This is a genomic window from Arthrobacter sp. 10N44_2, from assembly GCF_056394385.1.
Window position 1 is genome coordinate 44,519 of the sequence record NZ_JBFTHT010000008.1, and the last position, 11,715, is coordinate 56,233.

The window sequence follows — 11,715 nt, forward strand, 5'->3', positions numbered from 1 at the left end:
CGCGGGCATTCCAGGAGGCCCGGACTAGCACGTGGCGTCATTTGAGAGATCGCTGATGGCGGCCTGCACGTTCGCGGCTTCGTCCTTGAGCGAGTTGGCCGCCTGCGTCAGGGTGGCGTCGTCGGGAACGGAGTTCACAGCGGAGGTGAACTTCTGTTGGGCAGCTTTGACGGCATCCACCCGATCTTTGGCCGCGTCGCTGGCCGCGTTGACCAGATCGTCGTAGCTCTTCCGAACTTGATCCCGGGCCGCCTGGATCTGGCCGATCGTGGCGCCTGGCTTGAGGGAGTCCTTGAAATTCGTCAGGGCTGTTGAAAAGTCAGTGGCGGCAGCGCAAACCGGTGAAACGCTCGCCGTCGGGCTCGCGCTGGGGCTGCTGCTGGGTCCCGAGGTGGCGCAGCCGGCGAGCAGCGCAACCGCCGCCCCGAGCGCAGAGATTCGCGCGAGGACTGGTTTTGGTTTCGACATTGGACTCACCTCTCCATGGGCTTTCGCCTGGCAGCCCAATCACTGGCAGGTACCACCAGTGTTGGGTGAGGGGCCGGCTTGCGCGTCACCCGCCGCGGGTGATCCTTTCGCGCGGCTCTCCGTGCCGGGCGCGCCGCTGACCAGCGGGGACGCGACGACGGAACTATCGAACGCGGGTGGGACCCCATTACCTCCCACCCCGCGGCCCGAATCACCCCGGGGTGATGATGTGCCCGCTCCGTCGCCGTGATGGACTGCTGTCCACAACTGAGGGAGGATGCCATGTGTCGTTGGCTAGCGTATTCGGGTTCGCCGGTGCAACTGGAGGAGCTGTTGTACAAACCCACCAACTCGCTCGTGATGCAAAGCAAGCACGCCCGAATGGGCGTTGAAACCACCAACGGGGACGGCTTCGGCGTGGGCTGGTACGGATCCGCGCCGTATCCCGGGTTGTTCCACAGCACGGAGCCCGCGTGGAATGACCGCAACCTTCGCGAGTTGTCGGCCCAGGCGTCGGCCGGCCGGGTCTTCGCGCATATTCGGGCCTCGACCGGATCGGCAGTCCAACAGACCAACTGCCATCCATTCCGCCACGGCAGCTGGCTATGGATGCACAACGGACTCATCCGGGAGTTCCCGACTGTGAAGCGCGACTTGGCCATAGCCGTTGAGCCATCGCTCTTTCCGCTGATCGAGGGAGCCACGGACTCAGAGCTCTTCTTCTTCCTCGCCCTGACCTTCGGGCTGGAGCAGGACCCGAGGGCGGCCGTAGCTGCCGCGGTTGGACTGATCGAAGACGTCGGCCGGCGCCACGGGATCGAGCAGCCAATCCAGATGACAGTCGCCACGACCGACGGCGAGACCACCTGGGCGTTCCGCTACTCGAGTGAACGGCAGTCCCGGTCGCTGTTCCACAGCACCGACGTTGCGACCCTTCGCGTCCAGTACCCGGACAACCCGTTGCTTCATGACCTGGCGGACAACGCGCGCCTGGTCGTCTCCGAACCGCTGGGGGATCTCCGCGGGGCGTGGCGGGAAGTACCTGAGGCTACCTGTGTGGTGGTGCACGGCGCCGGCGAGGACCTGTTCCCGTTCTCGCCGACCGCCCCCTAGGGTCGGCGGCTGCGACCCCCTTAGTGTCTGCGGCTAATGTCTGCGGCGAGTGCCGCTGCCGCGCAGCACAAGCTGGCGCGGCGCTAACTGGTGGTCCGGTCCCGCCGGTCCTTCACGCGCCGGTCCTTCACGCGCCGGTTCCTCCGGCGTCGGGCGCCCGGGGGATGGGAGTCGTGGGATACGTGTCATCGGGAGGGCCGCCCGCCGTGACCGGCTCACCGCCTGGCACGCCGCCGGACTCACCGCTGGGCTCGACGCCCGGCTCGCCTCCGGGTTCGGCGCCGGGTTCGGCGCCCGGCACGCCGGCTACGGCCGGCCGGCACAGCAGTTCGACCACGAGAATGACCAGCACGGCCAGGACGGCCGTCCAGATGGCGACGGCCGCCGTCGGGTCCTGCCAAAAGATCAGCACCAGCACAGCGATGCCGACGACGGTGGCTTCGATGATCCGCCGGTACCGGGCCAACCAGAGCTGCCATGGCTTGGCCTGGCCACCGCCGATCTTGCCGGTGATGTAGTCGCCCGCCGTCGCCAGGCCGTGCCGGACATACTCCGCGGGACGCGAGTGGCCGCCCAGAAAAGCTGCCAGGGCGATCAGCAGTCCGACGACGAAGACAAGGCGCAGGCTGGTGCGCAGCGGTACCAAGAGTGCCTCGACCAGGCTTTCGGCCGCCGCAGGGGTGACAGCACTCGACGGAATCGAGTTCAGGACGTAGCTTCGCCCGATCACAAGGGTCAGCGCCAGCACCGCCATCGACACCGCCACGGCCAACCCCACGCCGCTCGTCGTACTCCGTCTCCGGCCCCGGGGGGCAACGGCAATGGCGCCCACGGCGCTGAGCACCGTCAGCCACGCCAGTATTGGGCCGAGCCGGTCCAGGGTCCGGATGGTTTCCGTGGCACGGACCAGTTCAGGAGACTGGAACAGGGCGATCTGCGCGTCAACTTCCGGGATCCTCGAGGCGATATCCACCCCTTGTTGGACAAGGAGAGTCTTGACCCGGGCGATGATCTCTTTCGTGGAAATCGACACCGTGCCATTCTCATCAATACTGACCGTGCCTCCCGTGCTTCCCGTGGCAAGGTTGACCAGCCCCTGGTGCGCGACCCGGTTCACCTGGATCCAAAGGTCCTGGAACTGCGGTGTCGCCACGAATCTGGCAACGGCGGTATGGATGAGCGTTTTGGTCTGCTCCGCAAGCATCGGGGCCAGCCCGGTGAGCACTGCCGCCACGCGGGGCGCCGTTTTAGCGAGCTCGTTCAGGGCATCGCGCGTGATGGTCTGGAAATCCACTGCGTCGGTGATCTGTTGGGTGACCTTGTCGGCGATTTCGGCCTGGATCGCAGGGTCCGAGGCCAACGGTGCGACGGTGGCGACGTAGCGATCGGTGTCGATGACTTCGCTGCGCAGGTAAAGGGCCGGAACTGTCGCGAAGGCCAACAGGCCGGTGATAACCACCAGCACGATTGCCACAATGCGCCGGGCCAGCCCCGGATGCCGCACGGCCGGCCTCGGCGGGGCCTTGCGGGCAGTGTCCCGTTCCTGCTGGAGACGGGCGACTTCGGCCCGTAACCGCAGAATTTCTTCCTGTTCCGGGCTAGCGGGGCCAGCGGGCTGATCGTTCAGCGACATGAGGGGATCCGCCTTAGCTTGTGTTCCGCGGCTGGGCATTTCACGGCTATTTTCATTGTTCACTCGGCGTGCCGGTCCAGCCCCACCCACACAGGGTGATCTGTCACGCCGGGGAAGTGCCCGCCGCGGCCTTCCCTACGGGCTGGACGCCGCGCGTCGGACGTGCAGAGTGGCGCACCGAATCCCGGCCCTGCCCGCGAAATTTCAGCCGGCCGGCCCGCTGTCATCCGTTTTGGGTGATGACGGCGGCGGATTCAGGATTCGCCGCCCAGACGCCGCCCGGCCGCGAAGAACGCAACTTTTGCGATCAATAGGAGTGCACCTAAATCGGCAATCATTTGGACGGACACGACACCCCTCGCCAGCTGGCTTACCGGCGTAATATCCCCGAACCCGACGGTGGCAAACGTGGAAGTGGTGAAGTAAAGGGCATCGGTTCGGCTCAGGGGCTCGCTAAACGCCGCCGCAGATGTGATCGACATTGATGTGTAAAGGAGCGCGAAGAGACACAAAAACATCAACAGGGTTTCGGCGACAGCCGCGGCCGCCCGAACCCTCGGGATATGCGCCACGAGTATCAGCCGCAATTGAATTGCCAGGACTGCGAAAAAGACCAGCACGACACCCGCCAGGCGGATCCAGGCGGCCGCGGGATCGGCGTCATTGAATCCCCCGACGGGAATAAAGAAATACAGGGCGAGGACCACAACCGAAAATGCGATGAGACGTGCAATCGCGAAAATAATGACCCGCCTGCGGTCGGCCTTGTCGAGGTCATGAAGGAAAATCGGGTCTGTCGGGCTGCCGTGCTTCATAGGCATGACTGATGATACAGCCGGGCACCCAATTCGTGCCGTGCCGCAATCGGGTCGCCCTAATCGCCGTATTTTCGCACTAAGGAGCGGCGCACAAGGGGTCTTTGCGCCCTGTTGGTGCCCTTTTGCCCCCACCTAGCATGTGGAATGTGAGAGATAGGCTGGAAGCCGAATGGGTACCGGGCCCACAGTTCAAGATCCGCCCGCCTGTGCGCGGTCTCGGAGCGTTGGAGCGTCCACGTCTGGAAAGCGCCCTGTCCGCGGCCGCAGATTCGCACCGCCTGACCCTCGTCGCGGCCCCGGCCGGCTACGGCAAGTCCACGTTTCTGGGTGATTGGGTCCGCAAGTGCGCTCTGCCGTGCGCATGGCTGTCGCTGGACAGGTTCGACACGCAGCCCGCGCGGCTGTTTCACGGTGTTGTTGGGGCGATCCAGTCCGCGGCGGGCAAACTGCCGTTACCCGGAACCGACGCCCTCCTCGCCCTTGACCCGAGCCTTGCCCACGACCGGGCGGCCTCCTACGACCTTCTCCTCGGGGCACTCGAGCACCTCACTGAACCGATTGTCCTGGTGATCGATGACGTCCATTTGGCCGGGCCGGGGCTGGCGAATGGAATCGTTGGGGTGCTCGCCGCATCGGCACCCCCCTCACTGCGGCTGGTCCTCTCGGGACGCGGCCATACGTCCATTCAGCTCGAAAGATTCCGGTACGGCGAGGGACTGGGTGAACTTCGCGCCGCCGAACTGGCCTTCACGCGGGAGGAAGTTGCCCAGTTCGCCAGTGCGCTGGGACAAGATCAAACGTTCGACGCCGGGTCGCTCTGGAAGATGACTGCCGGCTGGCCTGTGGCAGTCCACGCCAGCCTGGTCTCCTTGGCGCAGGCCCGCAACGTGCCGCTTGCAACGCCAGGCTCCGCGCCGACGCACGTCCCGCTCGCCGACTACGTCGCAGAAGAGATCCTCGACCAGATCGAACCGTCGCTGGCCGAATTCATTCTCAGGGCCACTGCCAGCGACTGGCTCGGACGCCGGCTCGCCGTCGAACTCGAAGGCCGTCCCCGCGGCGGCGTGCTGCTTGAGGAATGCCTCCGTAACGGGCTCTTCATCGAGGAGCACGAATACCGTGCGGGCGAATCGATGTTCCGGTGGCATTCCCTCTTCGCGGCGCAGTGCCGGCGCATCCTGCAGCGGCGCGACCCTTTGCTCGCCGAGCGTCTGCACCGCGTGGCGGCGAGGTACTACCAGGACGTCGACGTCGTCGAGGGCGTCGCCCAGGCGCTTCAAGGAAGCGCGCCCCGGCAAGCCGTGATTTCCCTCGGCGCCCATTGGCTCGAATTCCTGCTCGGAAACGACGTGCAGACCCTGGAACGGCTGTGCCTGGACCTCCCGGCACCGTGGGGCGAGGATCCGGAGATCCTGATGATCCGATCGGTCTGCCGTGCCCTTTCCGGCGACGGCACCGCCGCGGCCGAGCTCACCGACCGGGCGCTGTCGCGGACTTTCGCGCTGGACGCAATTCGACGCCGGAGACTGGAGAGTTACCGGGCGCTCTACGAGCCGCTGCCTGCCGACGGCCGCCTGGACCCGCACACCGAGACGGACGACGGCCGGTCGACGACGGACATTTCAGGAGATGGCCGCTCCAGCTCCTTTTCGACAGGACTCTTCCTGCTGGCCCAGGCAGAGTTCCGGCTGCACCGCACCGGCGAACTTGGCACGGCGCTGCTCCAGGCAACGGCGGCCACAGGCAACCCGGAACAGCTGGAAGCCGTGGAAATCTGCGCCCAGGCCGAGCTCGCGTTGGCTCACGCCATCGCCGGTGACCTCGTGAGCGCCGACGAACTTGGCACGGCGGCGTTGGACCGGGGAGAGGCGCTGGGTTGGAATTCGCGGCAGCGGATGGCTCCGGCCTGGCTGGCCCGTGGCATCGCGTGCTACTGGAATGATGATCTGAAGGCTGCGCGGACCTGTCTTACCAAAGCGCAGCGATTGGGCAGCGAGCTGTTCCCGACCGGTCCGCTCAGCGCCATCTATCGGGTCCTGGTTGATTGCGCCGCCGGCGACCTGGTCCGCCTGGCCGACTCCGGTGCGGCGCTGGAGTCCTTTCACGGGCGGGGACGGTACGCCGTTTCATGGAATGCCCTGGAGACCATCGCGGTGGCGAAAATTGCCGAAGCCAGGGGCGACCGGGACGGAGCTTTGCGGACCGTCCAACCACTCGGTGCCGGGGGGCACGGCGCATTGGCGGATACGCTGCTGGCGGAGTTGCTGCGCCGCGAAGGTGACACCGCCGCTTCGCAACGCTGTGCCGAGTCACTGGCCGATCGCCGCGGCAGCTCATATATCGACACCTGCCTGAGCCTGACCGAGGCGATCATGGCCCATGGAGCCGGAGATGCCGCGGTGGCACACGAGCGGATTGAACATGCTGTCCTTCGTGCCGAGCCTGAAACCGTCCTGCGTCCTTTCGCCGAACGGAGAGTGGAATTGGCAGATCTGCTCGTGGAGCACGCTGTGTGGGGCACCGCGCACGAGTCGTTCATCGCAGCGCTGATGGCACGCGAGGCACAGGGTGAGACCCGCCTTCGTGCACAGTCCTACTGGAACCTGACAGAGCGCGAACGCGAAGTCCTTTCCTACATGCGCTCGATCATGACCGCTGCTGAAATTGCCGAGGCGTTGTACATTTCCGTGAACACGGTCAAGACCCACGAACGGTCCATTTACCGCAAGCTCGGGGCGGTAAGCAGGCGCGACGCGCTCAAGACGGCCGCCAAGCGTGGCATCGTCTGAACGCTGCGGCGGCCTTGACGGCCTTCGCGGCGAGGCACCGGTCCCGGATGGGGTCAGAGGCCCCTAGGCGCCGCAAACCGGCAGTGAAAGTCTGGAACCATGAAAAAAGTTGATCCCTTTGTGATCGTGATCGGATTTGACGGCTCGAAGCAATCCCACGAGGCCCTGGCGTGGGGTGTTGAAGAGGCCCGGTACCGCAGTGCGGAGCTCCGGGTCCTGACTGTCTGGAACAAGGCGCCAATGGCGTGGTATCCGGCGATGCTGGAAATGGCGGCAGGCGAAATCGTGGCGGAGGACTCCCCGGAGCAGCAGGCTGAAGCGCTGGGCGCCGAGGCGGCGAAATCCGCAGTGGGTGTCAATGTCGTGACGCGGTCCATCAAAAACGACTCAGCGGCGTCGGCAATACTTGAGGCCGCACGGGAAGCCGACCTGGTGATCGTCGGCTCTCGCGGCCACGGCGGTTTCGCCGGGCTGCACATCGGATCGGTCTCCGCCCAGGTGGCCAGCCACTCCCCGTGCCCTGTCCTGGTGATCCGGCCGAAGGCTTCCTGAGCGTCCGGCCCGCTGGCCACGGACGTCCGGGGCAATGCCGCGTGCCCACTCGACTGTGAGCACCCGATGCCAGCGAGCCGTGAGCGCTACCATCGGCGTATGACCGTCCTGGACTGGCTGATGGATTCAGATCCTTCCCTTCGATGGCAGGTGTTGCAGGATCTCAGCAACGCCGTGCCCGAGGTCGTTACCGCAGAGCGCGCGCGGGTAGCGACCGAAGGCTGGGGTGCCCGCCTGCTGGCATTGCGGGACGAGGACGGCCAATGGGCGCATGGCGCATATTTCCCCGCCCGGGGCGACCGCCCCGACGGAGGCGGTGCCGAGGGCGGCGGTCCCGAGGGCGGCGGTGCGGATGATGCCGGCGGTGACACAGGTTGGGGCCGCGTCCCCCAGCCCTGGACCGCCACAACGTACAGCTTGCTCCTGCTGCGTGACTTCGGGATCGACCCGCGAAGTGAGCAGATGCGCCAGACCATAGCGCTGGTCAGGGACAACTGCCGCTGGGAGGAGGGCGGCCAGCCGTATTTCCAAGGCGAGGTGGAGCCGTGCATCAACGGAATGACAGTGGCGCTCGGCGCGTACTTCGATCAGGACGTCGACGGCGTCGTCTCCCGGCTTGTCAGCGGGCAACTGGACGACGGCGGGTGGAACTGTTGGGCGGAGTCCGGCGCCGTGGTGTCCTCGGCCGCCACGACGATCAACGTCCTCGAGGGCCTCCTGGCCCACGAACGGGTCACGGGCGGCTCGGCGCAGTCCGTGGACGCGCGGCGCCGGGGCGAGGAGTATCTGCTGGAGCGGGGCCTGTTCCGACGCAAGAGCACCGGCGCGGTCATAGACCCGGCTTGGCTGACGTTCTCCTTTCCGACCCGCTGGCACTACGACGTGCTCCGTGCCCTGGAGTACTTCCGTTCGACCGGAGAGCCCCCGGACCCGCGCCTGGCCGAAGCCGTGGAGGTGCTCCGGTCAAAGGAACAGCCGGACGGGACCTGGCTGCTCGAAAACACGCATCCCGGGATCGTCCATTTCCCGGTTGATGCCGGTGACGGCCGGTCCAGCCGGTGGAACACCCTTCGCGCGTTGCGCGTACTCGACTGGTACGGGCGCGCCGTTTGAAGTGGCTGTGTGGGTTACGTGCTGCTAGGGCAGAACCTTGTAGAGGTCGATCACCGTCTCGTCGGGCGGAGCGGCGAAGCCGCCCTCAATACCGGCCTGCATCCGGGGCAGGAGGATCGTGTCCCGGAACTTTTCCCAGCTTTCTTTCGATTCGTGGACTGCCAAGACCGTCCAGCCCCCCTCGGATGCCCCGCCGGCGTGGAAGATCTGCCCCTCGGGCAGGAGCCCCGCGCCCGGATGCACGGCTGCAAGCGACGCCTCGTATTGTTCCTTGGTGCCTCCCGGAAAGAAGTGCACGATTCCGTAGGGCGTGGTGGCCATAACAACTCCTAGGCTGGTGGATTGGACTGGACAAGGCCAGTCCTAGACGCCGCCACCGGGCGTGTCAAGGGCTCACGGAAGCAGGCGGCGGTCCGGGGAGCCGGGCGCCCCGCAGGTTCAACATTATGACCCTTCATCCCGACGCCGCGCCGGCCTTTCCACTGGTTGGAAGGGCCGGCGGTGGGCAGCTCCGCGGTCAGCCGTCCGACAGGGTCCGGACGTCCTCGGCCAGGGCAGTCCGGTAGCCAAGGTTTCGTGAGACTGCCCTCGCGGTGGCCATCACCGCCGGAGCCAGGACATTGGGCGGGGTGGTCCCGTCCGGTACAACGATCGACAGTGCGGCCACCACCGTGCCCTGGGCATCAAAGACGGGCGCCGCCACGGAAACAGTCAGCGACGGCGCGGACCGGCGGATCATGGCAATCCCCGTCCGGTGGACGTCGGACAGGGTGCGCCGCAGCTGGCCTTCCGGCATGGGAGCCACGCCCGGTTCAGTTTCCGCGGGTTCCTTGAGGATCTTTTCCTGGAATGCCGCGTCCGCGCCGGCCATCAGGACCAGGCCGACGGCCGTGGAGCGCAGGGGGAGCCGGCCGCCCACCCGGTAGGCGACTTCCGTGGCCTGCTTGGAGGAAAGCCGTTCGATCAGGACGGCCTGGTCCTTATCCCGCACGGCCAGCAACACGTGATGACGCGTCACCTCGAAGAGGTCCTCAAGGTAGGGCAACGCGATTTCGCGGATCCCGTGGCCCCTCGGGGAGAGGGACGCTATTTCCCACAGCCGGACGCCCACAACGTAGCGACCGTCGTCGAGCCGTTCCAGAGCGCCCCAGGCGACCAGCCGGGCAATGAGGCGCAACGCCGTCGGGGCGGGCATCTGCGCATAACGGGCCATCTCTGACAGGGTCAGCGCCCGGCGGCGGTCCGTGAAGACAGCGAGGAGGCTCAGGGCCCGGTCGATCACCGGTTCGCCCTGCTTGGGCCGCTTGCCGCGCGCGGCGGGCGGGTTTTCAGCGGGGGAATGCGTATCCGCGGGTGCTGTCATTCGTCATCGTTCCTTCTTCGTCGCCAGTGACGTTCACCACAATAGTGTTCCAACCAATGAAATTCTCGTGTGACGTCATTGCGTCCGCCTACGACTCTTGATGGAGCCGGTCCACCCGACCGCATCTGGGGGAAGGGCCCGGAACGCACCGGCGCCGGACGGCCACCGTCCGGCCGGTCCGCTCCAGTCCCGACCACCACCAGATGCCGAAAACCCCCGTTGTTTTGGAACGAATGCGAAGGCGCACTACATGAAACTTCTGAACCCCACCGCCCGACGGAGCGCGGCCGTTCTGGCCGGCGTCCTGATGCTCAGCTCCGTGACCGCCTGCGGCGGCTCCGGCCAGGCGGCATCCACCGTGGATAAGACCACCCTGACAATCGGCGTCGAGAGTGACAGCGCGTCCTTCGGATTCGACCCGCTGCGCGTCTCCGACGCGCAGCGTCAGTTCTTCGAAGGCCTCTACGAGAACCTCATGACCCTGAAGGCAGACGGCTCCGTGGGGCCGGGCCTGGCCACCGGTTTCAGCTACAACGCCGATAACACGGTGCTGACCCTGACGCTCAAGCAGGGCGTGACGTTCACGGACGGGTCCACGCTGGACGCGGCACTGGTGAAGGCCAACTTTGACCGCCGCACGGATCCCGCCCTTTCGGCGTACTCAGCCATCGCCAAGGGCGGCGCCCAGGAACTGACATCCGTGGACGTCATCAGCCCCACCCAGGTGTCGCTGAAGTTCGCCAAGGCGCAGCCGGGCTTCGAGAAGAACCTGACCTCCACCCTCGGCATGATCGTTGGCAAGGCGGGGGCCGCGGACACGGCAAGCCTGGCCGCCAAGCCGGACGGCTCCGGTCCGTACACGCTGGACTCCGGAACCACCGTCAAGGGCAACAAGTACGTCCTGCAGAAGAACGACAAGAGCACCGACGCCGCGAAATACCCCTACAACAAGATCGTCTTCAGCGTCATCCAGGATCCGCAGGCCCGGGCCAACGCCCTCGTTTCCGGCCAGGTGGACGTCGCCCAGCTGACCTCACCGACCGTTGACTTCGTCAAGGCCAAGGGTGTCGGCGTCTCCCAGATCGGCGGCACGGTCCAGACCATGGTCGCCTTCGACAAGACGGGCAAGACGTCGCCGGCCTTCGCCAGCGAAAAGGTCCGCCAGGCGTTCCAGTACGCCATCAACCGGCAGGCCCTGGTCGATGCCCTGCACAAGGGTGACATCCCGGCGTGGAACGCCCTGCCCAACGATTCGGCCGGCTTCACGGAGACACTGAACTCACAGTTCGCCTACGACCCCGCGAAGGCCAAGAGCCTGCTGGCGGAAGCCGGCTACTCCAACGGCTTTGAATTCACCATCGTCGCGAGCGCCACCACCCAGACCGACCTCCAGGCGGTCCAGAAGGACCTGGCCGCCGTCGGCATCACCATGCAGGTCAAGATGGCGACGTCGACAGATGAGGCGTTCGCCGCCGTCGCCACCACCCCGCTGGGCTACGCGCCGCTGGGCTGGGACAACCCGGTGGGCCTGATGTACGGCGCGATCCTCAACGGCTTCACCAACGTCCAGAAGGCCACGGACGACCAGCTCAGCGCCGCCACCGGCGAGGTCGCCGCCGCCAAGGACGATGCCGCCCGGAAAGCCGCGCTGACCAAGCTCAACACCCGGCTCGTCGAATCCGGCTGGATGATCCCGCTCTTCGAATCCCTCACCAACCAGGGCTACAACACCAAGAAGGTCAAGCCGGTCGAGTTCGCCGGCAGCAACGTCTACCCGCTGCTCTCGTCCTACGCCCCGGCCAACTGACCCCCACCCTGCCGGGCGGCCTTCACCCCTAAGGCGAAGGCCGTCCGGCAGGACCTGAC

General features: G+C 66.2%; 10 protein-coding genes. 5 read left to right on the forward strand and 5 right to left on the reverse strand.

Annotated features, from left to right (window positions below; all coding sequences use genetic code 11):
• Positions 1–24: 24 nt before the first annotated feature.
• Positions 25–468 (reverse strand): hypothetical protein, encoded by a 444-nt coding sequence (locus AC1DBX_RS10640; RefSeq protein ID WP_476931713.1) that lies wholly within the window; start codon positions 466–468, stop codon positions 25–27.
• A gap of 282 nt (positions 469–750) precedes the next feature.
• Here AC1DBX_RS10640 and AC1DBX_RS10645 point away from each other — a divergent pair, with 282 nt between their 5' ends.
• Positions 751–1,581, forward strand: a complete 831-nt coding sequence (locus AC1DBX_RS10645) for a class II glutamine amidotransferase (protein ID WP_476858666.1) — start codon at positions 751–753, stop codon at positions 1,579–1,581.
• Between the two features lie 127 nt (positions 1,582–1,708).
• On the opposite strand, the gene AC1DBX_RS10650 is transcribed toward AC1DBX_RS10645, so the two are convergent.
• Positions 1,709–3,214 (reverse strand): transposase, encoded by a 1,506-nt coding sequence (locus AC1DBX_RS10650; protein ID WP_476931714.1) that lies wholly within the window; start codon positions 3,212–3,214, stop codon positions 1,709–1,711.
• A 254-nt stretch (positions 3,215–3,468) separates the two neighbouring features.
• Positions 3,469–4,035: a potassium channel family protein gene (locus AC1DBX_RS10655; RefSeq protein ID WP_223916964.1), complete on the reverse strand. Its 567-nt coding sequence runs from the start codon at positions 4,033–4,035 to the stop codon at positions 3,469–3,471.
• Between the two features lie 143 nt (positions 4,036–4,178).
• Between AC1DBX_RS10655 and AC1DBX_RS10660 the strand changes: the two genes are divergently transcribed.
• The 3 genes from AC1DBX_RS10660 to AC1DBX_RS10670 all read left to right on the forward strand — a co-directional run bounded on the left by AC1DBX_RS10660 (position 4,179) and on the right by AC1DBX_RS10670 (position 8,486).
• Positions 4,179–6,821 carry a helix-turn-helix transcriptional regulator gene (locus tag AC1DBX_RS10660; RefSeq protein ID WP_476931715.1) on the forward strand — a complete coding sequence of 881 codons (2,643 nt, stop codon included), beginning with the start codon at positions 4,179–4,181 and terminating at the stop codon, positions 6,819–6,821.
• 99 nt (positions 6,822–6,920) lie between these two features.
• Positions 6,921–7,373 carry a universal stress protein gene (locus AC1DBX_RS10665; RefSeq protein WP_476931716.1) on the forward strand — a complete coding sequence of 151 codons (453 nt, stop codon included), beginning with the start codon at positions 6,921–6,923 and terminating at the stop codon, positions 7,371–7,373.
• 99 nt (positions 7,374–7,472) lie between these two features.
• A complete protein-coding gene (locus tag AC1DBX_RS10670; protein ID WP_476931717.1) occupies positions 7,473–8,486 on the forward strand; it encodes a hypothetical protein in 1,014 nt (337 codons plus the stop codon).
• 24 nt (positions 8,487–8,510) lie between these two features.
• Here AC1DBX_RS10670 and AC1DBX_RS10675 read toward each other — a convergent pair whose 3' ends face one another.
• Together AC1DBX_RS10675 and AC1DBX_RS10680 are read right to left on the reverse strand one after the other, a co-directional pair.
• Positions 8,511–8,807 carry a hypothetical protein gene (locus AC1DBX_RS10675; protein ID WP_476849538.1) on the reverse strand — a complete coding sequence of 99 codons (297 nt, stop codon included), beginning with the start codon at positions 8,805–8,807 and terminating at the stop codon, positions 8,511–8,513.
• A gap of 196 nt (positions 8,808–9,003) precedes the next feature.
• Positions 9,004–9,849 carry an IclR family transcriptional regulator gene (locus AC1DBX_RS10680; protein WP_476849539.1) on the reverse strand — a complete coding sequence of 282 codons (846 nt, stop codon included), beginning with the start codon at positions 9,847–9,849 and terminating at the stop codon, positions 9,004–9,006.
• 250 nt (positions 9,850–10,099) lie between these two features.
• Between AC1DBX_RS10680 and AC1DBX_RS10685 the strand changes: the two genes are divergently transcribed.
• A complete protein-coding gene (locus AC1DBX_RS10685) occupies positions 10,100–11,656 on the forward strand; it encodes an ABC transporter substrate-binding protein (RefSeq protein WP_476931718.1) in 1,557 nt (518 codons plus the stop codon).
• Positions 11,657–11,715: the final 59 nt, after the last annotated feature.